Annotated in this window: 23 protein-coding genes and 1 pseudogene; 7 read left to right on the forward strand and 17 right to left on the reverse strand. The window is 62.3% G+C overall.

Features of this window, described 5'->3' with window-relative positions; translation table 11 throughout:
- Positions 1 to 15 precede the first annotated feature (15 nt).
- From CHB74_RS17235 to CHB74_RS17255, 5 genes are all read right to left on the reverse strand, one after another.
- On the reverse strand, positions 16 to 297 hold the full coding sequence (locus CHB74_RS17235; protein ID WP_035746363.1) for a helix-turn-helix transcriptional regulator: 282 nt from the start codon (positions 295 to 297) through the stop codon (positions 16 to 18).
- Between the two features lie 136 nt (positions 298 to 433).
- A complete protein-coding gene (locus CHB74_RS17240) occupies positions 434 to 937 on the reverse strand; it encodes a DUF2285 domain-containing protein (protein WP_035746338.1) in 504 nt (167 codons plus the stop codon).
- Positions 867 to 1,199 carry a transcriptional regulator domain-containing protein gene (locus CHB74_RS22825; RefSeq protein ID WP_219436409.1) on the reverse strand — a complete coding sequence of 111 codons (333 nt, stop codon included), beginning with the start codon at positions 1,197 to 1,199 and terminating at the stop codon, positions 867 to 869. The genes CHB74_RS17240 and CHB74_RS22825 overlap by 71 nt, the downstream gene beginning before the upstream one ends.
- Before the next feature lie 128 nt (positions 1,200 to 1,327).
- A complete protein-coding gene (locus CHB74_RS17250; RefSeq protein ID WP_425442305.1) occupies positions 1,328 to 1,618 on the reverse strand; it encodes a DNA -binding domain-containing protein in 291 nt (96 codons plus the stop codon).
- 45 nt (positions 1,619 to 1,663) lie between these two features.
- Positions 1,664 to 1,930 carry a helix-turn-helix domain-containing protein gene (locus CHB74_RS17255; RefSeq protein WP_089220810.1) on the reverse strand — a complete coding sequence of 89 codons (267 nt, stop codon included), beginning with the start codon at positions 1,928 to 1,930 and terminating at the stop codon, positions 1,664 to 1,666.
- 319 nt (positions 1,931 to 2,249) lie between these two features.
- Between CHB74_RS17255 and CHB74_RS17260 the strand changes: the two genes are divergently transcribed.
- Entirely contained in the window at positions 2,250 to 2,570 is a 321-nt protein-coding gene (locus tag CHB74_RS17260) for a helix-turn-helix domain-containing protein (protein WP_009450556.1), read from the forward strand.
- The gene (locus tag CHB74_RS17265) at positions 2,548 to 3,789 is read left to right on the forward strand and encodes a type II toxin-antitoxin system HipA family toxin (RefSeq protein ID WP_009450557.1); all 1,242 of its coding nucleotides are present in this window, start codon (positions 2,548 to 2,550) and stop codon (positions 3,787 to 3,789) included. The genes CHB74_RS17260 and CHB74_RS17265 overlap by 23 nt, the downstream gene beginning before the upstream one ends.
- 94 nt (positions 3,790 to 3,883) lie before the next feature.
- Here CHB74_RS17265 and CHB74_RS17270 read toward each other — a convergent pair whose 3' ends face one another.
- Positions 3,884 to 4,210: a DUF736 domain-containing protein gene (locus CHB74_RS17270; RefSeq protein ID WP_009450558.1), complete on the reverse strand. Its 327-nt coding sequence runs from the start codon at positions 4,208 to 4,210 to the stop codon at positions 3,884 to 3,886.
- Between the two features lie 566 nt (positions 4,211 to 4,776).
- On the reverse strand, positions 4,777 to 5,217 hold the full coding sequence (locus tag CHB74_RS17280; protein WP_015740144.1) for a hypothetical protein: 441 nt from the start codon (positions 5,215 to 5,217) through the stop codon (positions 4,777 to 4,779).
- 232 nt (positions 5,218 to 5,449) lie between these two features.
- On the opposite strand from CHB74_RS17280, the gene CHB74_RS17285 reads away from it, so the two are divergent.
- On the forward strand, positions 5,450 to 5,950 hold the full coding sequence (locus CHB74_RS17285; protein WP_015740143.1) for a hypothetical protein: 501 nt from the start codon (positions 5,450 to 5,452) through the stop codon (positions 5,948 to 5,950).
- Between the two features lie 32 nt (positions 5,951 to 5,982).
- On the opposite strand, the gene CHB74_RS17290 is transcribed toward CHB74_RS17285, so the two are convergent.
- From CHB74_RS17290 to CHB74_RS22085, 7 genes are all read right to left on the reverse strand, one after another.
- On the reverse strand, positions 5,983 to 6,909 hold the full coding sequence (locus tag CHB74_RS17290) for a DUF2493 domain-containing protein (RefSeq protein WP_015740138.1): 927 nt from the start codon (positions 6,907 to 6,909) through the stop codon (positions 5,983 to 5,985).
- A 344-nt stretch (positions 6,910 to 7,253) separates the two neighbouring features.
- Positions 7,254 to 8,291 (reverse strand): DUF7146 domain-containing protein, encoded by a 1,038-nt coding sequence (locus CHB74_RS17295; protein ID WP_015740137.1) that lies wholly within the window; start codon positions 8,289 to 8,291, stop codon positions 7,254 to 7,256.
- On the reverse strand, positions 8,291 to 12,613 hold the full coding sequence (locus CHB74_RS17300) for a strawberry notch-like NTP hydrolase domain-containing protein (protein WP_089220811.1): 4,323 nt from the start codon (positions 12,611 to 12,613) through the stop codon (positions 8,291 to 8,293). The genes CHB74_RS17295 and CHB74_RS17300 overlap by 1 nt, the downstream gene beginning before the upstream one ends.
- A 159-nt stretch (positions 12,614 to 12,772) precedes the next feature.
- Positions 12,773 to 13,417, reverse strand: a complete 645-nt coding sequence (locus CHB74_RS17305; RefSeq protein WP_066704137.1) for an antitoxin of toxin-antitoxin stability system — start codon at positions 13,415 to 13,417, stop codon at positions 12,773 to 12,775.
- Positions 13,410 to 13,826 carry a hypothetical protein gene (locus CHB74_RS17310; protein WP_066704139.1) on the reverse strand — a complete coding sequence of 139 codons (417 nt, stop codon included), beginning with the start codon at positions 13,824 to 13,826 and terminating at the stop codon, positions 13,410 to 13,412. The genes CHB74_RS17305 and CHB74_RS17310 overlap by 8 nt, the downstream gene beginning before the upstream one ends.
- A gap of 65 nt (positions 13,827 to 13,891) precedes the next feature.
- Entirely contained in the window at positions 13,892 to 14,440 is a 549-nt protein-coding gene (locus tag CHB74_RS17315) for a hypothetical protein (protein WP_066704141.1), read from the reverse strand.
- A gap of 199 nt (positions 14,441 to 14,639) precedes the next feature.
- Positions 14,640 to 14,804 (reverse strand): hypothetical protein, encoded by a 165-nt coding sequence (locus tag CHB74_RS22085; protein ID WP_009450567.1) that lies wholly within the window; start codon positions 14,802 to 14,804, stop codon positions 14,640 to 14,642.
- Between the two features lie 274 nt (positions 14,805 to 15,078).
- Between CHB74_RS22085 and CHB74_RS17320 the strand changes: the two genes are divergently transcribed.
- On the forward strand, positions 15,079 to 15,843 hold the full coding sequence (locus CHB74_RS17320) for an IS6-like element IS6100 family transposase (protein WP_001389365.1): 765 nt from the start codon (positions 15,079 to 15,081) through the stop codon (positions 15,841 to 15,843).
- A gap of 33 nt (positions 15,844 to 15,876) precedes the next feature.
- Here the strand turns inward: CHB74_RS17320 and intI1 are convergent.
- Positions 15,877 to 16,683 (reverse strand): annotated as a pseudogene (gene intI1, locus CHB74_RS17330) (class 1 integron integrase IntI1); the annotation flags it as partial.
- A gap of 101 nt (positions 16,684 to 16,784) precedes the next feature.
- On the opposite strand from intI1, the gene sul1 reads away from it, so the two are divergent.
- The 3 genes from sul1 (at position 16,785) to CHB74_RS17350 (ending at position 19,376) form a co-directional block, all read left to right on the forward strand.
- Entirely contained in the window at positions 16,785 to 17,636 is an 852-nt protein-coding gene (gene sul1 / locus CHB74_RS17335; protein WP_000946487.1) for a sulfonamide-resistant dihydropteroate synthase Sul1, read from the forward strand.
- Positions 17,637 to 17,763: 127 nt separating this feature from the next.
- Complete coding sequence (locus tag CHB74_RS17345) at positions 17,764 to 18,264, forward strand: GNAT family N-acetyltransferase (RefSeq protein ID WP_000376623.1); 501 nt, start codon at positions 17,764 to 17,766, stop codon at positions 18,262 to 18,264.
- A gap of 347 nt (positions 18,265 to 18,611) precedes the next feature.
- Entirely contained in the window at positions 18,612 to 19,376 is a 765-nt protein-coding gene (locus tag CHB74_RS17350) for an IS6-like element IS6100 family transposase (RefSeq protein ID WP_001389365.1), read from the forward strand.
- 266 nt (positions 19,377 to 19,642) lie between these two features.
- Here CHB74_RS17350 and CHB74_RS17355 read toward each other — a convergent pair whose 3' ends face one another.
- A complete protein-coding gene (locus tag CHB74_RS17355) occupies positions 19,643 to 19,948 on the reverse strand; it encodes a hypothetical protein (protein WP_009450568.1) in 306 nt (101 codons plus the stop codon).
- Between the two features lie 97 nt (positions 19,949 to 20,045).
- Entirely contained in the window at positions 20,046 to 22,184 is a 2,139-nt protein-coding gene (locus tag CHB74_RS17360; protein WP_066704144.1) for a ParB/RepB/Spo0J family partition protein, read from the reverse strand.
- Positions 22,185 to 22,271 lie beyond the last annotated feature (87 nt).

Below are 22,271 nucleotides of genomic sequence, written 5' to 3' on the forward strand. Positions count from 1 at the left end.
GGCTGACCGCCGTGTTCAGCGCGTGATGCGCTTGGGCGAGGTGAATGCGGTCGGCGGCATAGGTTTCGCCGGGAGAACTTGTCCGCGTGGGTCCGACGTGGAGGTAACCGATCCGCGCGCAACCCAGGCTGCGAGATCCTCGACCGAATAGACAACGCGGCCGCCGAGCTTGTGATAGGCAGGTCCCGTTCCGTAGGTTCTGTGCTTTTCCAGCGTGCGCGCGGACAGACTGAGGAAATCGGCGGCTTCCTTGGTGCGCAGATAGCGTGGCGGCAAGGCGGCGAGATCAGGTCGCATGGGGTGGCCTCCGTGGTTGTGCAGGATGCCGCTGACGATCAACGGCATGACATGCGCACGGTGGCGAAGGCGCGGCGGCATGGGGGATGAGGAAGATCGAAGGGGTAGAATCCTCACCCTCGATCAGACGTCAGTGTCAGGGTTTGCGACGATGGCGCAAAAGGTCCTGATAACCGCCGTCGATCAGCGCGGCGGCAGATCGGACAAGGGCGATGACAGAGGCTCGCAAAGCCGATGTCTTCCACGGCTCAGCGCGAACGCGCGCCTCTCCGTAGATGGCGATGGCAATCTCACGATAGGTCGCGTGGTTGGCGTTTCCGTCGGCAGCTTGCATCATCAGGCGAAACCGCCGGCGCTGATACGGCGTCATCCTGGGGTCGCGGCGCGCGGGTTTCCCGGCCAGCATGTGCCAGAGCCTGAGAATGGCTTCGAGCCGATCCGGCAGATTTTCGTCAAGTGGCAGAATGATCGCCGGCTGCGAATTGGCATCGGTGTCGGCGAGGATCAGATATTGAACGCCGTCTCTGGCGTCGCAGACACCATATGTCCCCTCTGGTCCGCAGATGGCATCAGCAAGATCTACCGATAAGGCGGACGGAGAAGGCGGAAGAAAATCGGGCGCTGCCCCGAGCATCAGCATGTCCGGATTGGCAACAGGCGACCAGATGACCGGTTGGTCGAGCGCGGAAAAGCCGGGGTCTGCCGGGAAATCGCAACCCCCAGCGATGTTGGACATCATCCGCAAAGGGAAGATGCCCGGCGCCTTGCGCTACAAGATCATCGAAACTGGCCTGGTAGGAGGCGTTACGCCGCAGGCATTCCCAGGCGACACCCTCAACGGGCAGCGCATCGTAGAATTCATACTGGTTCTGGTCTCGCCAGCGGGATGTATCCGGCTTCATTGCTCCGCTCCTGGTTGAAACTGCACAGGTGGAGCGTGAAAGAATTGCGGCGCCTCTACCGAGATGGAAGCCGGGACAAAGACATGGGGTGATGCTCTGAAGGCATCACTGGTGCGACGGCGGCGAGGTCAGGTCCGATCTGTCGGATTACGCAGCAGCTGACGATAGCCGCTCTGTGTCATCCAGCGCGCCCGTGCCAGATGGCTGTCATGGACCTGCCGGGCGCGTTCAGGTTCCCGAACAGGGTCAATTCCGAACAGCACATTGACGGCTTCGGTCCATTCCGCCCCATTACCGGCGGCATCGAGCAGCCGCATATAGAGCTTGATATGCGCGCGATCATATTTGGTCAGCTCGTCGCTAACAGGTGCAATATCGTCGAAGGGAGGAACCGGAGATGTCATGTCGCGGGTCGCCACAGAGCATAGGCCGCCGCAGCGGATTGATGATGTCGCCGGCGCCGGTCAGGCGTCACGGATCTGTCGGTATATCTTCTCGTCTTGGTCATGAACCAGCAATACTCCTTGCCCGCGATCCGTGGACAGGAGAACAATCCCTGCTGCTTCAAGCGCCCGGCGCACCTGATCCCGCGTTGTCTCATACACCTCGAGCCGGTTCTCGGACTCAAGGCGTTTCAGGGCAGTCAGCGATATTCGGGCCTTGTCAGCGAGCGTCTCCTGCGTCCAACCCAGCAACGCGCGTGCGGCCCGCGACTGTCGAGCGGTGATCATGCATGATCACCTCCCATCGCGACCGGCGCGCATTCCAGAACTACGGCTATTTTAGTCGCCTTCGCCCGATACGCCATACGAAATCGTCGAATCTGGCCAGGGCGTTATCTGCACGGCTGAGCATGCAGCCCGACTGATTCGCCTGTATGCCGCAATTGCAGCACTTGTGCTGGCCGTAGCGCCGACCAGCACAAGATGATCCCCAAACGCTCCAAGAGGAATGATCGTGATATGTTTGGAGATCATTTTCTTTGCGTTCTGCGCTGGATATGATACCCATCCAGATCAGTGCCGCAAAAATGATCTGTAAAGGCGTCACATGAAGGCGGAAGAAGAAACACTGAGGCTGATCGGCGACCATTTTCGCCGCGCGCGTCTTGCAGCGGGGTTGACCCAGGAGCAAGTCGCTGATCTCGCCGGTATATCGCGGCCGCGCTACCGCGACATCGAGACGGGGGCGGCGGCTGCGCGCACCACGACATTGATCAACATTGCCAGGGCGCTTGGGCTGGAAATGATGCTGGTCCCGCAGGCGATGGTGCCCGCCATCGAGGCGCTTCTGCGCCCCGAGGCCGAGGATGATCATCCGGCCTTCAGCCCGCAACCGGAGAGCGACGATGACAGCCGTCCGTACCGCTGAGACCATCACCGCGCTGGACGTGTTCCTGAACAGTGCGAAGGTTGGCACGATCGTCAGGACGCCGGGTGATTTCAACGCCTTCAGCCTTGATCCAGCCTATCGCGCGACCGGCGGCATTCCGGTTCTGAGCCTGTCGCTGCGCGCGGCATCAGGGGGCCTGCGCAAGGATCCGCGACCTGTCGCAGGCAGCCTGCCGCCCTTCTTTGCCAACCTGCTGCCCGAAGACCGGCTGCGCGAGGCGATGGAAAAACACCATGCGGGCAATGTGCGGCCGGGGAATGATTTCGATCTCCTGGCCACCCTTGGTGCGGATTTGCCGGGGGCCGTTCGGGTGCTGCCCAGTGACGGCCAACCCGGCATCGGGGTGGCGCCACCCCAAGGACGGCCCAAGGCTCGCTTCTCGCTGGCAGGCGTGCAGATGAAGCTCTCGGTGATGAAGAACACCGGCAAAGGCGGCGGGCTGACCTTGCCGCTCGGGGATGACGAGGGCCAATATATTGCGAAATTCCCCTCGACCGCCTTTCCGGGCGTGTCCGAGAACGAGTTCGCGAACCTCGCGCTTGCCGAAGCCATCGGTATGAATGTGCCTGAGCGGGAACTGGTCAGCCGAGACCAGTTCGAGGGCATTCCCGAAGAGTTTGAAACACTTGCCGAGGGGCTGGTCCTGCTCGTGCGGCGTTTTGATCGCGGGGCAGACGGGGAGCGCATCCATATCGAGGATTTCGCGCAGGTTTTCGGCCTGTACCCGGCGCGCAAATATGATGGCGCCGCCTCCCACGACATCGCCTCTGTGCTGAATGTGGCAATCTCGCCGTTCGCCGCGCTGGAGTTTGTCCGGCGGCTGACCTTCTCGGTGGTCATGGGCAATGGCGACATGCACCTCAAGAACTGGTCACTGATCTATTCGGGCGACGGCGACACGCCCGCTCTTGCACCGATCTACGACATGCTTTCGACCATTCCCTATATTCCGGCAGATGGGCTGGCGCTGTCTCTGGGCGGCGAGCGGGCCTTCAAGGGCCTGGCCCCGGCCCGCTGGAAGACGTTTGCCAATCGGGCAAGGCTTCCCGAGCCTGCCGTGCTCAAGGCCGTTGTCGAGACGGTGAAACGCATCGATGCGAAATGGTGGACACTGCCGGAACGCGAGGTGGTCCCCCCGCCCGTGCTGGAACGGATCGACGCCCATGTGAAAACCATGATCCCGATCCTGACCGGCTGAGCAGTTCCAGCCCGGTCAGGTCACCGGGCCTGGCGGCTTTCCCGCGGGCACGGGAAAGGCCCCGACCTTGCGGTCGGAGCCTTTGTTCCGCGCCTCAGTCGCCGCGGCGACCGTTGGGGCGGGACCAGATGAGGGAGAAGGTTTCGCCGTCTTCTTCGTCGAAGAGGTTGGCGTAGATCGGAGCGTTGAAGCTTGGATCGTCCAGCTTGAGGCCCAGATAGTCGCGGCCCTCGTTGGAGCGCTTGGACCAGGCGGCGCCGATTTCAGCGCGACCGACCAGAACGCGGTGGCTGGGGGCATTCTCGCCGGTGGCGCGCAGGTCGGGGATGATGCGCACGCCCTTGGCCTGGACGCTGAGGGTGACGATTTCGCCGGTGAATTCGTTCGAGCCGGTCTTCTTGAAGGTGCCGATGGTTGCCATTTTAAGTCTCCGCTTTCCGTTTCCGAGCCCGCACCATTGCGGCCTCTATGGCGATCGACCGGCCGGAGACGAACGCTGGCGCACCCCAAAGGGGCTGGACAGCACAGGAGGAACTTTCTTGTTCCGCGCGGAATGGCGGCTTTGCCGGCAGGGGAAGAAAGTTGTGACGACGCTGTTGCGCTAAAGCGGTCGAAGCGCATCGCGCTGTTCTTCGGCCAGATCAGGCCATTGAAGAGGCCGTTTGGAGCGGTCGAGACACGGGGGTGAACGGGGACGGTGGCAACCTCGAGGCTCCATCAGGATGACCAGACCGGCGCACCGGCTTGTCTGGTCCCCCGCGTTTCAGGTCGTGCACATCCTTTTCTCCGGCCTGTGCTATCGGCATTGCCCCAACCGGTTTTCGGTCAGTCCTCGAATGCTGGCACTGACCGTCCTGCGCTCCTATGGACCGTGCCTGTGCCTCACGCTGCCCTGGGATCCACACGCTATCTACCCACCCGCCTCCTGACGAAGACGGCAGATGATCCGTATCCGCTTCTGGTCCTGCCTCTACGGGTCACTCCAGTTCAGGTGCGTGCAAGGTTCCCGTCCGCAGGGCCGGTTGCCGCCATGCCTGCAACGCGCAGGAACGCCGTCACGCCCACCGCGACCGCACCGACTACCGAAAAGATGATCTGCCACGTCTCGGACGGCATCATGTGTTTGACGATCCCGAGCGTAGCGTAAAACCCTGCCACGCCCGCCGGGGCAACGAAGGTCAAAGCGATCAGCAGCCGTGCCCAGATCGGACGAACCAGCATGAGCAGGCCCTGACCGACCGCCACTGTCAGACCCGCAGCGATAAGACCGATGAGGATGCCGCCAAGCCAGTCAGCGCCCGTGCCATAGGCCCATATGCCTGCGTTCAGGCCGATAAAGAACGGCAGGGCAAAAACGGCGAGATTGAACAGCAGCCAGCACATGGTCCCGATGGCTGCAATGGAAACAATAATTCCGAGAACGATCATGGTGGTGACTCCGTGCAAAAGGTCGGACGGCTGCGCCTTCCACCACCACCACCATGGCGCAATCACAGCATAGCAGCATTCCTCTCACCGCGCGAGAAGCGATGGCTTTCGAGGCCAGGCCTGTCCGAAAACTAGCAGGTTGAATGAGAAACCTTATGCGTCTGGTAGACCAGTATCGGCTCTACCTCTACGGTGGTTATATTGTTGGGTGGAAGGCTGCGGGTTAAAGTCTATGGCAGAAATCGATTGGTCAGATCGAGCATTTTACGACGATGGCGAATGGGTAAGCTGGTCAGACATCGATGAGCAGCTTCGTCACAAGGAGTGGGGAGCGAAGTATCCAAACGCCATCCGATCAATGATCCCGTATTTTGAGGACCTGATCTCACTCGCTGAGAGCTACCATCTGGAGACTGGCCTGCATTTGTCCGTGTATGGCGATATCGGCGAATTGTTCGGGGCCATCACCTACGGCATTAAGTTGAACAAGACCTACGCGCAGGGTTCGGACGGCAGGCTCGAAAACGATCATGTCGAAATCAAAACCATCACACCTTTCAAGACCAAGGACGTAGTGATGGTGGATACATCGAGGCATTTCAACAAGTTGCTCGTGGTCAAAATAAATGCAGAGTTCCAGGTCTCCGGGCGAATGGTCAGCCGCAAGCAATTGCCAAAGCGCTCAGGCCGTTACCTCCGGATTCGCTGGGAGGACCTGGCGCTCTTGCAGTAGTGCGCAATGGCGTTATGCCGAACCGGCAGCGCTCACGCGCTGCCGGTTCCGAAGCGATAGACCGGGATGCCCATCTTCCGAGCCTTATCGGCCAGGTTGTCCTGAATGCCAGTGCCGGGGAAGATGATGACCCCGATCGGCATCGTGGAGAGCATCTGGTCGTTGCGCTTGAACGGTGCTGCCTTGGCATGTTTCGCCCAGTCGGGTTTGAACGCGACCTGTGCGACCTTGCGGCTATTGGCCCAGGTTGCCGCGATACGTTCCGCGCCCTTGGGCGATCCACCGTGCATCAGCACCATGTCCGGGTGCTTGGCGTGAATCTGATCGAGCTTGGCCCAGATCGTCCGGTGATCGGTGGTGTCACCGCCCGAGAAGGCGATCTTCGGTCCGGCGGGCAGCAGCACCTCGTTGTCGGCCCGGCGTTTTGCGGCGATGAAGTCGCGGCTGTCGATCATGGCCGAGGTCATCTGGCGATGGTTGACCCGTGAGCCGGAGCGTTGCGACCAGGGCGTACCGGTGGTGCGCAGATAGATGTCGGCGGCGGCATCGCGGAAGGTTTCCATGCTGTCGCGGCGCTCGATCAGACTTTGGCCCGCGCCGATCAGGGTTTCGAGCTGGACGGATTTGACCTCGCTGCCATCCTGTTCGCGCTGAAGGCGCTTCTGTGCCTGCTCGTTATCGTCGAGTTTGGTCTCGATCCGCTCGACGGCGCGGTGGAAGGTGTTGACGGTGGACCAGAGGATCTCGTCGAGGTCGAAATCGAGGCTGGTGTCGGCCATGGTGGAAATTAGGGCGTCGAAGATCTCGGAGACTGCGCCTTGGATAACGTGATCTTCGGGTGTGATCCGGGGATCGGCCTCATCTTCGGAGGGACGGTAGCCGTAGAGTTCGAGTTCTTCGATGGCATGGCCGGTCGGGGACGTGCTGTGATCGGGTTCGAAATCGTCGTGCGCGTACATGGGATGCTTCCGTCAGTTGGACCGCGGCCGTCGCGGCCTTCATGGCGACGAAAGCCCACGGGCGCTCCGGCCTGGCAGTCCGAGCCTCTGGCGAGGGCCTTGATGGCAAAGCCCGGCTGATTTGTTTCGCGCTGTAAAGGCGGGGGAGACGGGGTCCCCACGCGACCTGTCGCGTGGGGTGGCGGGCCGCCGACGGAAATCAGTCGGGCGCCGCCATTGCCTGACCGGAGCGTTTGTGGGCCGATCGCCCTCTCGGAAGGCCAAGGCGCGGTCCTCTGCTGATGACAGGATGCAGCCTATGCGCATGACAGGATCGGTACGCCCCGATCACGGTCTCGTGCCGGCTATTCTATTGAAGCCATGAAGCGGCTGACGTCCTCGGGAGCGATTTGCACCCGGATCTCTGCCCGAACGGCATCCAGCCCGTGAGTTGTGAGATCTTCGTTGAAGTCCCCCATCATGGGCGAGAGCGTGATGGTCTCGATCCCGACCTCGTGCGCCCGGTCCACCAGGCTATCGCGGGCGCTGTCACCTGCCGGATCGTTGTCGCGGACGATATAGAGCCTGCGCAGTTGCTGCGGGAACAGGATGGCAGCGAGATGCCCGGCCGAGAGTGCGGAAACCATTGGCATGGTGGGCAGAGCCTGACGCAACGACAGGATGGTTTCGATACCTTCCCCCGCTGCCATGACATCCTGCGCATCCCCGTAACGAACTGCATGTCCGAGCAGGTCGCCCATTGCCTTCCTCGGTGGATCGACGGGTGCCTTGCCGGAACCGTCAGGGGCCAGCCATGTGCGGTGTGCGCCGGTAATCCTGCCATCGAGGTCGGTGACGGCGGCGATCATGGCGGGCCAGGCTTGCGTCGGGCCATCGTCCTCGGGCCGCCAGTAGCAGTTGGGATGAAAGCGCAGATTTGCGGTCTGGCGTAAATCCGTAATGCCGCGTCCGCGTAAATACGCTTCTGCGGTGCTGCCGATCAGCGGCTGTGTCATGCGCCAGAGTCGGCGTGCGGCCTCCGATGATCCCGATGGTGCTGGCGGACGGGACTGACGGGGTGGCGGCTGTGGTTCAGGATGCGGCAGGCTGAGGAAGCGCCGGGCCTCTTCGGCAACGTCGGCGAAGTCGATCAGACCGAGCGAATCCCGGATGACATCGAGCAGATCGCCATATTCACCCGTGGCCGAGTCCTGCCATTTACCGGCAATGCCTTTCACGCTGTCGTGCAGCCGGACGAACATGGAGCGGCCAGCCGTGTTTCGGACATCGCCAACCTGCCAGTAATTGCCCTGTTTGCGACCATTCGACAGATAGTGACGGCACACCGCCTCGGCCTGTCGGCCGAGGCGGTGTGCCAGTTCGGAAGCGTTGAGACGCGCCATTATGCGGCCTCCCGCTCACCGATGCGCTCAACCGGGAAGCGGTCAAGCAGTTTACCGGTGATCTCCGGTCCCGTTGCATCGACAGGCACGAAGAAGCGCAGTTTCCACGAGATGATCTCGCTGAAGAGGCCATAGGCCCGCAACCGGTCGCGCATCGCGTCAGTAAAGCCGGTCAGTTCGATCCGGTTGGCGCCCATGACCCGGACGCGGCGCAGTTGCAGCCCCTCGGCGAGATCAAGGATCGTGCGACCTTCGATCAGCGCGGCATAGGCGGCATCGGGTGTCAGGCTGCTGGTAACGCCACTGGTCGAGGCATTGGCAGCCCATGCCGGCGATACCCGGCGACCGATGATGCGTTCGCCCTCGTCGGTCTGCAGCCGATAGACGCGGGAGGAGTCCTGCGGCAGCCGTTTCCAGATCGGCAGAAGCAGCCCAGTCACCATATGCAGAATGCTGTCGGTAAACTCCGGCACCTCGGCCAGTTCTGCCTTCCAGGCCACGGTGAAGTCGGCACGGTCGGCCTCGATCCAGTGGGTCTCGCCCATCGCCCGAACCGGAATGTTCATCGCCTCCATGGGCCGGATCAGCCGCACGCGCCGTTCGATCTCGCCATCATCCAGCATGACGCTGGTGGTCGGGATCTGCACGGCGGCACGACCGGATCGCTCGTTGATGAGCAGTTTGGCACGCGGATCATCCAGTTCAGCGACGGCCGCATCGAGCGTGACCGGCTGATTGCGTTTGCGCTCGGTGAGCGTCAGGAGCCGGGTTTCCGCGCCGGTGCCCGGATGGGTGTGGATCACTTGCCGGTCGGTGACGATGAAACTTTCGGCCTTCAGCGTTTCCAGCCCCATATCATAGGTGCCGGATGCAATCGCCCCGTCGATACGCGCCTGCAGAAGCTGCTCGAAGGCGGCGAACAGGATGCCCTGCAATTCGATGGTCAATGCTAGCAGGCGGTTGAGGAAGGTGGTGATCGGCGGCAGTTCGTCCTTCACACCATTGCTGTCCATCAGCTTCAGGCCGGTTGCGGATTCAAACCGTTCGAGCGAGCATCCCTCGACCTTGCCGCGCACAATCAGCAGATAGAGCTGGCGCAACGCATCGCGAGCATAGGCGGATTCCAGATTATCTTCGGGACGGAACAGCCCCTGACCGCCGGTCTGGCGCTGGCCGCGTGTGATCGCGCCCAGCGTGTCGAGGCGGCGGGCGATGGTCGAGAGAAAGCGCTTCTCGGCTTTGACATCCGTGGCGATGGGTCTGAACAGCGGCGGCTGCGCCTGATTGGTGCGATTGGTGCGGCCCAGCCCCTGAATGGCGGCATCGGCCTTCCAGCCAGGTTCCAGCAGGTAATGCACGCGCAGCCGCTGGTTTTTCGCAGAGAGTTCGGCGTGATAGCTGCGCCCCGTGCCACCGGCATCAGAGAAGACCAGAACGCGCTTCTGGTCATCCATGAAGGCCGAGGTCTCGGCAAGGTTGGCAGAAGGCGCACGGTTCTCGACCGCAAGACGTGCCGATACCCCGTCACCCTTGCGCACGATCCGGCGTGAGCGGCCTGTGACCTCGGCCACCATATCCGTGCCGAAGCGCTGCACGATCTGGTCGAGCGCTCCGGGGACAGGCGGAAGCGAACCCAGCTGCTCCAGCATCTCGTCGCGCCGCGCCACGGCTTCGCGGCATTCCACCGGCTGACCATCGCGGAAGACGGGGCGTGACGACAGGTTGCCCTCGCCATCGGTGAAGGGTTCATAGAGCTGCACCGGGAAGGAATGCTGCAAATACGAGCCGACATACTCCCTCGGCGTGACATCGACGGAAATATCGTTCCATTCCTCGGTCGGGATCTCGGACAGCCGCCGTTCCATCAGGGCTTCGCCAGTCGAGACGATCTGGATGACGGCGGCATGGCCCGCTTCCAGATCGGCCTCGATGGACCGGATCAGGGTCGGGGTTTTCATGGAGGTCAGCAGATGGCCAAAGAAGCGCTGCTTGGTGCTTTCAAAGGCCGAACGGGCGGCGGATTTGGCCTGCCGGTTCAGCGTCCCATCGCTGCCGGTGATGTTGGCGGCTTCCATCGCCGCGTCCAGGTTTCCATGAATGACAGCGAAGGCGGCAGCATATGAGTCGTAAATGTGCCGCTGTTCGTCCGTGAGCTGATGCTCGATCAGTTCATATTCGACGCCATCATAGGAGAGTGAGCGGGCGGTATAGAGGCCGAGAGATCGCAGGTCGCGGGCCAGGACCTCCATGGCCGCAACGCCACCGGATTCGATCGCCTCGACGAACTCGGCGCGGGTCTGGAACGGAAAGTCCTCACCGCCCCAGAGGCCGAGGCGCTGAGCATAGGCGAGATTATGGACGGTGGTGGCGCCAGTCGCCGAGACATAGACGACGCGGGCGTCGGGCAGCGCGTGCTGAAGCCGCAGGCCCGCACGTCCCTGCTGCGAGGCGGCGACATCACCGCGTTCACCTTTTCCGCCACCGGCATTCTGCATGGAATGGCTCTCGTCGAAGATAATGGCTCCATCGAAATCGGACCCCAACCATTCGACGATCTGCTTGACGCGGGAAACCTTCTCGCCCCGGTCGTCGGAGCGTAGCGTGGCATAGGTGGTAAAAAGGATGCCTTCCGACAGCGTGATCGGCTTGCCCTGCGGGAAGCGTGACAGAGGCGTGACCAGCAGCCGTTCCATGCCGAGCGCCGACCAGTCGCGTTGCGCGTCCTCGATCAGCTTGTCGGATTTGGAGATCCAGATCGCCTTGCGCCGACCGCGAAGCCAGTTGTCGAGAATGATGGCGGCGGACTGGCGACCCTTGCCAGCGCCGGTTCCATCCCCGAGCATGAAGCCCCGGCGAAAGCGGATCGATCCGGCAGCATCCTCGGGCGCGGCACTCACATTGTCGAAATGCTCGTCCACGGTCCAGGCGTCGGCGAGATGATCGGCGTGGGCTTCACCTGCATAGATCACCGTTTCAAGCTGGGCGTCCGACAGACGCGCGCAGATGTCGGGCGGCAGCATGGGCCGGTAGGACGGCTTGGGCGGTGCGACCGAGGCCATGGCGGCGGATTGCACCAGCTTGGTCGGATGCGGCTGTGCACCAGCGATACGCAGCGATTGCAGCGCATATTCCTCATAGATCGCGTCGGACAGGCGAGCGCCTTCCGGTGGCGTCCAGTCCACGGTCTCATAGGCGAGTTCGACGCCATCAGGATCATTGGCCGAAGCAGCGACAGATCGCGTAACCGCCGAGCGTGCGAGATAGCCCCGCACGGTCTTCGGCGCGGTGGCCGAAGCGGAAACCACGATCTTCGGCAATGACACTGGCAGGCGCGGCGGAACCTGTTCCTCGATCCATCTGATCAGCGTGGCAACATCAGGCGCGATCCCCGGCGAAGCCGGCAAACTGGCGGGATCGTCGGCGGGCAGTTTGTCGATCACGGTCAGCCGCGTGTCGATCGTGGTGCCGTGCTTTGCATAGACCGCGCCATCGACGGCAGCGCTGAACACCACGCGGCCACGGGCCTGCAAGCGGATGAAGGCGTCCCGCCATGCCGGAGCTTCGGGGCCAAAGCCAGCGCCGGTGATCGTCACCAACCGCCCGCCGGGAGCAAGACGGGCCAGTGCCGCGGCAACATGGCGATAGGCCGCATCCGCGACACGCCCGCTGACATTGGCCATGACCGAGAATGGCGGGTTCATCAGCACCACGGACGGGACAGCATCCGGAGCCAGATGATCATCGATCTGGGCGGCGTCGAAGCGGGTGACGGCAAAAGCCGGAAAGATCTGGGCAAGCAGATCGGCGCGGGTCTCGGCCAGTTCGTTGAGGATCAGCGAGCCACCGATGGTCTGCGCCAGGATCGCCAGAAGGCCGGTGCCCGCCGATGGTTCCAGCACCCTGTCATCGGGCGTAATCGCGGCAGCCGTCAGAGCGGTAAGGCCGAGCGGGATCGGCGTCGAAAATTGCTGGAGGTTTTGGCTTTCCTCGGAACGCCGGGTCTGCGTGGGCAACAGCGCCGCGATCTTTGCCAGCACGGAAATGCGTGCCGCCGGAGACGCGGCTTTACGGAAAAGCGCCTTTCCGTATTTGCGTAAGAAAAGGACGGTAGCGACTTCGCACGCCTCATAGGCCAGCTTCCAGTCCCAGACGCCAGTAGCGTCGGACGCGCCGAAGGCCGTTTCCATAGCACAGCGCAAGGTGGCGGCATCGATGCGTTCACCGCGTTCGAGAGACGGAAGCAAAAGATTAGCCGCAGCCAGAATCGCGGGCGCAGCCGCCAGTGGTGTGACCGGATCGGCCACGGGAAACACCATGTTCATGTCGGAAACCTCAGGAGAGCAGAAATGGAAGAGTCCGAACAGCGCTCTCTCTCGACCGCCCGGACTTAACCCCTTCCGGCCCGCCTCTGACTCTCAAAGCGCAGCATAAAAAAAGCGCCCCGACCGGACGGTGGGGCGCTTGTCAGTGTCTTCTCGGGATCATCCGAAGCGGCGACCAGCTGCGGTGAAGGTGTATTCATTGGCGGCAATGGTTTCATCGACAGCCTCGTCCGAGGACAGATAATCATACTCGCGCTCAAGCTGGCGGTAGAGCCAGCGGGCCAGATCGCGCAGCGCCTCGATGACCGCCTCCTCGGCATCAGCGGTCATGTCCTGCCAGGTCGGGCTGTCGCGCTCGACCGTGATCGACATGCAGTATTCGTGATAATAATGGCCGCGATGGCTGGCATCGGCGCGAAGCTGATAGAAGTTGCGGCGCTGGACCGCCTGAAGGGCATCGGCGATACGATGCAATTCGGTGTCCTGCGGTGCGTGCTCCCGGATAAGGCGCGGAGCATGTTTCCGGTAGGAATACCACGATTCAAAGCACGCACCGTCACCTTGTGAACAGAAGCCGCGGAACCAGATGCAGGGTTCCTGCCGGGTGCCGCCGCCCATCAATCGGACGGTGCGGGTCTTGAGGTTCAACCCGAGGATTTCCGCGATGCGCTGGAAATCCTCATAGACGGCATCGTACCAGTCATAGTCGAAGCCGCCCTCACGATACCAAGCACGGGCCTTGTCCTTTGCCGCATCAGACAATTCGTTGAGGCGATAGACGGTGGTTTCGATGACCTCAGGCATAGGGGGCTCTCCCTTCCAGAACCGAGGAAAGCCAGCCATCGGTATAGATCCAGTCCACTGTCTCGCCGGTGGCGAGATCAAGGACATGCGCCCCACCACCAAATCCGTCGATGCGCGGTTTCGAGCAGCTATTTGCGTACTGGAAACCCCACAATCCGCTCAGGCCAAATTCGGCAGCGCAGCGTTTGACGAATTGGATGACATGCTCAGGGTCACCCGTGACATCATCGCGCATCCAGAGTTGCGTACCGCCATGCTCTGGCTGGATGGAGAGCAGGAAGCCATCCGAGGGCGGATCCTCAGCGGCATTGTCATCTGCCAGAGCGTTGTAGAGATCGAGCGCGCGGGCGGCGTTTGCGGGGGTGCCTACGTCGAGCAGGCAGGAAAAGTGCATGTAATAGTCGGCCATGACGGTCTCCGGACATGACATGGCTCGGCGTATGGCCGAGCCGAATGGGATGAAATGGGTGAAGCTCAGGCGGCCTGTGGCAGGCGGAGTAGATCGGCCGAGGTTTCGCGCCAGAAGGGATCGACCAATCGGGCCTCCAGCGCAGCGGCGCGGTAACGCAGCCGTCTCGCATCACCGGGGTCCGAGGCCCGGAATGCCATACTGCGCAGGCGGCTGGCCTCGGTCACGATCCTGCGTGCCTCGGCATCGGATGCGACTGGCTGTTGCCAGAGGATAATGCCGGCGCGGATTTCACCGGCGAGGACCAGGCGCTGATCTCGGTCCTGAATGAGCATGATGCGCGGCTGAAAATACGGAAAGCTGTCCGGCCCCGTGCGAATATCACCGCGCGACAGGCGCAAGGCTGCGGCCTGGATGGCCTCTTCCGGTGACGGGCATTCGCCAAGCGGGATCACGCGGTCAAAACCGTTCGCCGCGTCACTGGCGTCATAACTGGCCACGCCAAGGCATGAGATACGCAGCGGCAGCTTTTGCGACCGATAAAGCGCGGGCAGAACATCGGCAGCCAGAATCTGGCCGATGGAACGGAAGGTTTCGGAACGGGCAAAGGTCATCGGGATCACTCCATGACGGGCGCCGGTGAGCCTCTCTCTCCGACCCTCAACCCGTCACGGCCGAACGGCCCGCACTCTTCCTCTCTGACCGGGCTCGTTCCCGGTTCCGCTGCCGGCGATGGGAACCATCGCGAGGCGCTGAAGGCCCGAAGCGCGGGCTGCCGCGCTCGGGCCGTCGGGGATGAGGCGCTTTCGCGCCTTATTCCCACGGGTCCAGCTCCAGCTTCACCATGTCGTCGTCGCCGTCGAACTCGGCGGCAGGGCACGCGGCGTGGGTGCCGTCTCCGGCCTGGAACACAACGATCGAAACCATCAGCGTGGCGGCAAGGCTGGCGGCGAAGGCGGTGGCATCTGCATAGGACATGGGTTCCGGCTCCTGTCTTTGGGAGGCGGGGGACCATCCCCCGCGCGACAGGCGCCCGAAGTGTCTGACCGGATCTGCAATCACCCGAGGGCGTTCGGACTTTTCCCGAATCCCCGAGGGCGGCACGCGCGCGTAAGCCGACCCCTTTGGGGTTGAATGTCAAAGAGACGGATCGGACCAAGGTTTGCGAATGGAAGCGGGGGTGGTTTTTCGGGCTCTGTTGCAAAAATCGTGAAGCTTGAGCATGCTTGGCGGAGATTGGACGGACGGAACGATGACGGATTTCAAGTGGCGCCATTTCCAGGGTGATGTGATCCTGTGGGCGGTGCGCTGGTATTGTCGCTATCCGATCAGCTATCGCGACCTTGAGGAAATGCTGGCGGAACGCGGCATTTCGGTCGACCATACGACGATCTATCGCTGGGTCCAGTGCTACGCCCCGGAGATGGAGAAGCGGCTGCGCTGGTTCTGGCGGCGTGGCTTTGATCCGAGCTGGCGCCTGGATGAAACCTACGTCAAGGTGCGGGGCAAGTGGACCTACCTGTACCGGGCAGTCGACAAGCGGGGCGACACGATCGATTTCTACCTGTCGCCGACCCGCAGCGCCAAGGCAGCGAAGCGGTTCCTGGGCAAGGCCCTGCGAGGCCTGAAGCACTGGGAAAAGCCTGCCACGCTCAATACCGACAAAGCGCCGAGCTATGGTGCAGCGATCACCGAATTGAAGCGCGAAGGAAAGCTGGACCGGGAGACGGCCCACCGGCAGGTGAAGTATCTCAATAACGTGATCGAGGCCGATCACGGAAAGCTCAAGATACTGATCAAGCCGGTGCGCGGTTTCAAATCGATCCCCACGGCCTATGCCACGATCAAGGGATTCGAAGTCATGCGAGCCCTGCGCAAAGGACAGGCTCGCCCCTGGTGCCTGCAGCCCGGCATCAGGGGCGAGGTGCGCCTTGTGGAGAGAGCTTTTGGCATTGGGCCCTCGGCGCTGACGGAGGCCATGGGCATGCTCAACCACCATTTCGCAGCAGCCGCCTGATCGGCGCAGAGCGACAGCCTACCTCTGACTGCCGCCAATCTTTGCAACAGAGCCTTTGAAGGCGCGCTGAAAGGTCTGGTCATACATGTGATGGCGACGCACGACACCGCTCCGTGGATCGGTCGAATGCGTGTGCTGCGCAAAAACCCAGAACCACGGCCAGGAATGCCCGGCGCGCGGATACTTCCGCTCAAGGGCGTCGGGAAGCGCAACGCCGCTGCGGCCCTCGGCCTGGTCCTTCAGCCACCATGCCCGTGCACGCGACAGCTGCTCGCGCAGGCTGGGTGCCAAGCTCTCGGGTAACATCAAGGCCCGATCCTTGGAGCCCTTGCCCTCCCGCACGATGATCGTGCCGTGATCGAAATCCAGATCCTTGACCCGCAGTTGCAAACCCTCACTGATCCGCATGCCCGTTCCATACAGAAGCTGGGCGAACAAACGATGCTCGCCTTCCAGAAAACCGAGGATGCGAACCACTTCATCCGGGGTCAGCACCACCGGCAAGCGCCGCGACGGCCGAGGTCTTCCGATCTCCTGAAGCCAGGGCAGATCCGTGCACAGCACCTTGCCGTAGAAGAACAGCAAGGCCGCCAATGCCTGACGATGCGTGGAGACCGAAACCTTGCGCTCGTTCGCCAGCCAGGACAGAAATGCCTCGACTTCGCTGCTGCCCAAGGTTGCCGGGTGACGCACACCGTGGAAACGGATGAAGGCACGAACCCAGTGGACATAAGCCTGTTCGGTTCGTAAGCTGTAATGCAAGTAGCGTATGCGCTCACGCAACTGGTCCAGAACCTTGACCGAACGCAGCGGTGGTAACGGCGCAGTGGCGGTTTTCATGGCTTGTTATGACTGTTTTTTTGTACAGTCTATGCCTCGGGCATCCAAGCAGCAAGCGCGTTACGCCGTGGGTCGATGTTTGATGTTATGGAGCAGCAACGATGTTACGCAGCAGGGTGACGGTGTTCGGCATTCTGAATCTCACCGAGGACTCCTTCTTCGATGAGAGCCGGCGGCTAGACCCCGCCGGCGCTGTCACCGCGGCGATCGAAATGCTGCGAGTCGGATCAGACGTCGTGGATGTCGGACCGGCCGCCAGCCATCCGGACGCGAGGCCTGTATCGCCGGCCGATGAGATCAGACGTATTGCGCCGCTCTTAGACGCCCTGTCCGATCAGATGCACCGTGTTTCAATCGACAGCTTCCAACCGGAAACCCAGCGCTATGCGCTCAAGCGCGGCGTGGGCTACCTGAACGATATCCAAGGATTTCCTGACCCTGCGCTCTATCCCGATATTGCTGAGGCGGACTGCAGGCTGGTGGTTATGCACTCAGCGCAGCGGGATGGCATCGCCACCCGCACCGGTCACCTTCGACCCGAAGACGCGCTCGACGAGATTGTGCGGTTCTTCGAGGCGCGGGTTTCCGCCTTGCGACGGAGCGGGGTCGCTGCCGACCGGCTCATCCTCGATCCGGGGATGGGATTTTTCTTGAGCCCCGCACCGGAAACATCGCTGCACGTGCTGTCGAACCTTCAAAAGCTGAAGTCGGCGTTGGGGCTTCCGCTATTGGTCTCGGTGTCGCGGAAATCCTTCTTGGGCGCCACCGTTGGCCTTCCTGTAAAGGATCTGGGTCCAGCGAGCCTTGCGGCGGAACTTCACGCGATCGGCAATGGCGCTGACTACGTCCGCACCCACGCGCCTGGAGATCTGCGAAGCGCAATCACCTTCTCGGAAACCCTCGCGAAATTTCGCAGTCGCGACGCCAGAGACCGAGGGTTAGATCATGCCTAGCATTCACCTTCCGGCCGCCCGCTAGCGGACCCTGGTCAGGTTCCGCGAAGGTGGGCGCAGACATGCTGGGCTCGTCAGGATCAAACTGCACTATGAGGCGGCGGTTCATACCGCGCCAGGGGAGCGAATGGACAGCGAGGAGCCTCCGAACGTTCGGGTCGCCTGCTCGGGTGATATCGACGAGGTTGTGCGGCTGATGCACGACGCTGCGGCGTGGATGTCCGCCAAGGGAACGCCCGCCTGGGACGTCGCGCGGATCGACCGGACATTCGCGGAGACCTTCGTCCTGAGATCCGAGCTCCTAGTCGCGAGTTGCAGCGACGGCATCGTCGGCTGTTGCACCTTGTCGGCCGAGGATCCCGAGTTCTGGCCCGACGCCCTCAAGGGGGAGGCCGCATATCTGCACAAGCTCGCGGTGCGACGGACACATGCGGGCCGGGGTGTCAGCTCCGCGCTGATCGAGGCTTGCCGCCATGCCGCGCGAACGCAGGGGTGCGCCAAGCTGCGGCTCGACTGCCACCCGAACCTGCGTGGCCTATACGAGCGGCTCGGATTCACCCACGTCGACACTTTCAATCCCGGCTGGGATCCAACCTTCATCGCAGAACGCCTAGAACTCGAAATCTAACGTCCGTTCGGGCATCGAGGTCCATGTCGGGGTGGGACGGGCCCGTGGCTTCAAGATCACTTGCAGTCCGACCGCGATGTCTTGGTTGCGCGAGAGGTTGTCGATATCCTCCACTTCCATCATCAACCCTGGATAATGCCGCCGCCGTCATCGCCGCCGACGCCCGTGCCGGGCTTTTCGGGCCTGTCAGGCTTGCTCGGCCTTCAGCCTGCCTGGGCGAGATCTCCGGCGGACGGATTAACGGCGGAGCTTCGCCGCCTTTCGTGCGTGTGAAGGCCGAAGATAGGGCTCTGTTGCAAAAATCGTGAAGCTTGAGCATGCTTGGCGGAGATTGGACGGACGGAACGATGACGGATTTCAAGTGGCGCCATTTCCAGGGTGATGTGATCCTGTGGGCGGTGCGCTGGTATTGTCGCTATCCGATCAGCTATCGCGACCTTGAGGAAATGCTGGCGGAACGCGGCATTTCGGTCGACCATACGACGATCTATCGCTGGGTCCAGTGCTACGCCCCGGAGATGGAGAAGCGGCTGCGCTGGTTCTGGCGGCGTGGCTTTGATCCGAGCTGGCGCCTGGATGAAACCTACGTCAAGGTGCGGGGCAAGTGGACCTACCTGTACCGGGCAGTCGACAAGCGGGGCGACACGATCGATTTCTACCTGTCGCCGACCCGCAGCGCCAAGGCAGCGAAGCGGTTCCTGGGCAAGGCCCTGCGAGGCCTGAAGCACTGGGAAAAGCCTGCCACGCTCAATACCGACAAAGCGCCGAGCTATGGTGCAGCGATCACCGAATTGAAGCGCGAAGGAAAGCTGGACCGGGAGACGGCCCACCGGCAGGTGAAGTATCTCAATAACGTGATCGAGGCCGATCACGGAAAGCTCAAGATACTGATCAAGCCGGTGCGCGGTTTCAAATCGATCCCCACGGCCTATGCCACGATCAAGGGATTCGAAGTCATGCGAGCCCTGCGCAAAGGACAGGCTCGCCCCTGGTGCCTGCAGCCCGGCATCAGGGGCGAGGTGCGCCTTGTGGAGAGAGCTTTTGGCATTGGGCCCTCGGCGCTGACGGAGGCCATGGGCATGCTCAACCACCATTTCGCAGCAGCCGCCTGATCGGCGCAGAGCGACAGCCTACCTCTGACTGCCGCCAATCTTTGCAACAGAGCCGTTTTTCGCATCTGACAGGATGCCGGATACCCGTCGCAGATGCTCTGCCGCGTCAGCCTTGCCACCATGCTGGCATCAGGATCGTGTTCCTTCAGGCCAGAGATGGCTGCCGCTTGTCCTGATCGGGATGGCGGATTGCATGGTGAAGCCGGATTGGGCCCGTCCGGTGCAGACATCCCATCCTCACGGCCAGAGACCCTGCGATCGGGTCTTCAGCTCCAAAGCCCATCGGCAATTTCGCGGGCAACCATCGCGCGGGCTTTCATCATCAGATCGTCGCCCGATGTATCGATGTGACCATAGAAGCGCGCACGGCCGCCATGGGCAGTCCATTCGGCATAGCGGCAGTATTCACGGGCATCGAGCCGGAAAACGCGCATATCTTCGGCCCAATGGGGCTTTGGCTCCACAACAACGGTCATGCCGTCGCGGCTTTCCTCCCAAGGCAGTGTACGCTCCAGCGGACGGTTTTCCCGATCCTGAGCAAATATTTCATCAACGTCGATGCTGGCAGCCATGGCGGCTCTCCAAAGAAAAAGCCCGATCACGAGGATCGGGCGAGTTACGGAAACGGAGCGGTTAGAACGGGGCGACCGAAGCCGCCCCGCATGAGTGCTATTCAGCAGCGACCATATGCTGTTCTTCCTCATCGTCAGCGGGGTCGTCCTCGCCATCGCCGGAGAGGAAATCGGGCAGATTGTCGGCTTCCGCCGCAATGCCCGATGCCGGGTCGACTTCGATACCCTCGTCCGCCATGCGCAGCGGCTCAGGCAGCCAGCCGGTTTCCGCCAGCAGGCGTTCGGCTTCCTTGGCCATGTCGCCCTTCTTGAGATGTCCGATCAACTCGGCGGCCCGGTCTCCGGCCCCTTCACGTACAGCTTCAAGGATACGCGGCTTGGTCACGCGGCCGAGATAATTGCCGACCGTCGGCCGCCAGCCCACGGCCACCATGTCGAGGCCGGTCGAACGGGCCAGCCGGTCAGCCTGCGACAGGCGGATGTCCAGCCCGTGCTGGCTGACGCCCGTGCCACTGTAAGGGTTCGGCTTCTCATAGAGCGCATTGACACCGAAGCTGACGCAATGGGCGAGTAACTCCATGCGCGACCCATCGTCCAGATCGGTCAGCCAATCCCAGAGGGCGGCATCGTCTGCCGGGACATGATCGCACCAGCGTTCGTGGCGGTCAGCGATAGCCTTGGCCGACGCGCTGTCGCGCAGATCCTCGGCCTGTGCGGGCAGATGAACCTCCCGGACCTGGGCTTCGAGGCATCCCTTGCTGGAATGCGGCATGAAGCAATCCATGGCCAGCCTGTGCAGCAGTGCCGTCATAGCGACATGCGGGTTTACTGCCACCGCATCCCGCAGCGCCAGCGTGCGATGCGCGGTCAGCTCGCTGACCAGGCGATCGGGCAGCGGCTTGATGATGTCGGCCTCGTCTTCCTCCTCAGTTTCGACCGCCTGGCCGCCCAGCGTGATAACTGCACCCATGCGGCTTACCTCCGGTTCTGACCGCTGGATCACCTCGCCGGTTTCCGGGTCAACGATTTCAGCTTCCGGTTCCGCAGGCGTTTCATCTTCGGCGCGAACATAGCCGCGCTCGATCAGCAATGCGCCATCGGCGTCGATGCTGATGAAGACACCCGCCATGCTGATCTGGTCCGGCTCGAAGGTCATCGGACGGCGCTCGAAGGTTTCCAGAGCCAGTTCGATCTCACCCAAGCGGGCGTCGATCTCGTCAGGCAGCTCGTCCGCCTCGCCATATTCGACTTCAAGCCGGTCATACTCGTCGCGCAATGCTTCGCGGGTGGCGCGTTCCTCTTCGCTCAGATCGACCGTGGTGCCGACAATCTGGCGTAGGCCATGGTCGTGACCATAGGGGAAGGTGATGGCGACCTCGATCCATTTCCAGCCCTCGGCGGCGATGGCTTCGCCCTCGGCCTTCAGTTTTTCGCCCACCAACCGGTCGAGCAGCACCGGATCTTGCAGCCAGCCACCATCGTCCTGCTGAAAGAGATCACGCAGCACGCAGCCGCCAGCCTCTTCATAGGCATCGATACCAACGAACACCGCCCGTTTGTCGGCGGCGCGGACTGTGGTTTCGGTCAGCAGGCGTCGGATGTGGTAGGGTTCCTTCTGCCAGCCATCCCTGATCGCTTCCCAGACCTGCTCCTGACGGGCATGGTCAGAACTGACGCTGAAGGCCATGAGTTGTTCCAGCGTCATGCCGTCCTCGGCATAGACGTCGAGCAATGCCGGTGAGACGGAAACCAGACGCAGGCGCTGCTTCACCACCTTGGCATCCACAAAGAAGGCGGCGGCGATGGCTTCCTCGGTCATGCCCTTTTCGCGCATGGCCTGGAAAGCGCGGAACTGATCGAGCGGATGCAGCGGAGCGCGCTCGATATTCTCGGCGAGCGATACCTCGTCGATCAGCACATCGGCGCTGGCCTCCGACACCACGCACGGGACCGGCGCACTTTTGGCGAGGCGCTTCTGCTTGACCAGCAGTTCCAGCGCCCGGAACCGGCGACCGCCGGCGGGCACCTCGAACATGCCGGTTTCCTTGCCCCCGGCATCCACCACCGGACGGACATGCAGGGACTGGATCAGGCCGCGGCGGGCGATGGACTCGGCCAGTTCCTCGACCGAGATGCCGGCCTTGACGCGCCGGACGTTGGACTGGCTGAGCACCAGCTTGTTGAAGGGAATGTCGCGCGAGGACGACAGGGTGATCTTCTGAACGGCAGTGGCCATGTCAGTTACTCCATGACGGACGCCGGTGAGCCTCTCTCTCCGGCTATCAGCCCGTCACGAAGCGAAGCGCCGCCCTCTTCCTCTGAA

Source organism: Edaphosphingomonas laterariae, from assembly GCF_900188165.1.
Taxonomy (GTDB): Bacteria; Pseudomonadota; Alphaproteobacteria; order Sphingomonadales; family Sphingomonadaceae; genus Sphingomonas_E; species Sphingomonas_E laterariae.

Bases quoted from the DNA above. Each gene is read 5' to 3' on its own strand.
- CHB74_RS17235 (WP_035746363.1), bottom strand. From the start codon at position 297: ATGCGACCTGATCTCGCCGCCTTGCCGCCACGCTATCTGCGCACCAAG.
- CHB74_RS17240 (WP_035746338.1), bottom strand. From the start codon at position 937: ATGCTGATGCTCGGGGCAGCGCCCGATTTTCTTCCGCCTTCTCCGTCC.
- CHB74_RS22825 (WP_219436409.1), bottom strand. From the start codon at position 1,199: ATGAAGCCGGATACATCCCGCTGGCGAGACCAGAACCAGTATGAATTC.
- CHB74_RS17255 (WP_089220810.1), bottom strand. From the start codon at position 1,930: ATGATCACCGCTCGACAGTCGCGGGCCGCACGCGCGTTGCTGGGTTGG.
- CHB74_RS17260 (WP_009450556.1), top strand. From the start codon at position 2,250: ATGAAGGCGGAAGAAGAAACACTGAGGCTGATCGGCGACCATTTTCGC.
- CHB74_RS17265 (WP_009450557.1), top strand. From the start codon at position 2,548: ATGACAGCCGTCCGTACCGCTGAGACCATCACCGCGCTGGACGTGTTC.
- CHB74_RS17270 (WP_009450558.1), bottom strand. From the start codon at position 4,210: ATGGCAACCATCGGCACCTTCAAGAAGACCGGCTCGAACGAATTCACC.
- CHB74_RS17280 (WP_015740144.1), bottom strand. From the start codon at position 5,217: ATGATCGTTCTCGGAATTATTGTTTCCATTGCAGCCATCGGGACCATG.
- CHB74_RS17285 (WP_015740143.1), top strand. From the start codon at position 5,450: ATGGCAGAAATCGATTGGTCAGATCGAGCATTTTACGACGATGGCGAA.
- CHB74_RS17290 (WP_015740138.1), bottom strand. From the start codon at position 6,909: ATGTACGCGCACGACGATTTCGAACCCGATCACAGCACGTCCCCGACC.
- CHB74_RS17295 (WP_015740137.1), bottom strand. From the start codon at position 8,291: ATGGCGCGTCTCAACGCTTCCGAACTGGCACACCGCCTCGGCCGACAG.
- CHB74_RS17300 (WP_089220811.1), bottom strand. From the start codon at position 12,613: ATGAACATGGTGTTTCCCGTGGCCGATCCGGTCACACCACTGGCGGCT.
- CHB74_RS17305 (WP_066704137.1), bottom strand. From the start codon at position 13,417: ATGCCTGAGGTCATCGAAACCACCGTCTATCGCCTCAACGAATTGTCT.
- CHB74_RS17310 (WP_066704139.1), bottom strand. From the start codon at position 13,826: ATGGCCGACTATTACATGCACTTTTCCTGCCTGCTCGACGTAGGCACC.
- CHB74_RS17315 (WP_066704141.1), bottom strand. From the start codon at position 14,440: ATGACCTTTGCCCGTTCCGAAACCTTCCGTTCCATCGGCCAGATTCTG.
- CHB74_RS22085 (WP_009450567.1), bottom strand. From the start codon at position 14,804: ATGTCCTATGCAGATGCCACCGCCTTCGCCGCCAGCCTTGCCGCCACG.
- CHB74_RS17320 (WP_001389365.1), top strand. From the start codon at position 15,079: ATGACGGATTTCAAGTGGCGCCATTTCCAGGGTGATGTGATCCTGTGG.
- sul1 (WP_000946487.1), top strand. From the start codon at position 16,785: ATGTTACGCAGCAGGGTGACGGTGTTCGGCATTCTGAATCTCACCGAG.
- CHB74_RS17345 (WP_000376623.1), top strand. From the start codon at position 17,764: ATGGACAGCGAGGAGCCTCCGAACGTTCGGGTCGCCTGCTCGGGTGAT.
- CHB74_RS17350 (WP_001389365.1), top strand. From the start codon at position 18,612: ATGACGGATTTCAAGTGGCGCCATTTCCAGGGTGATGTGATCCTGTGG.
- CHB74_RS17355 (WP_009450568.1), bottom strand. From the start codon at position 19,948: ATGGCTGCCAGCATCGACGTTGATGAAATATTTGCTCAGGATCGGGAA.
- CHB74_RS17360 (WP_066704144.1), bottom strand. From the start codon at position 22,184: ATGGCCACTGCCGTTCAGAAGATCACCCTGTCGTCCTCGCGCGACATT.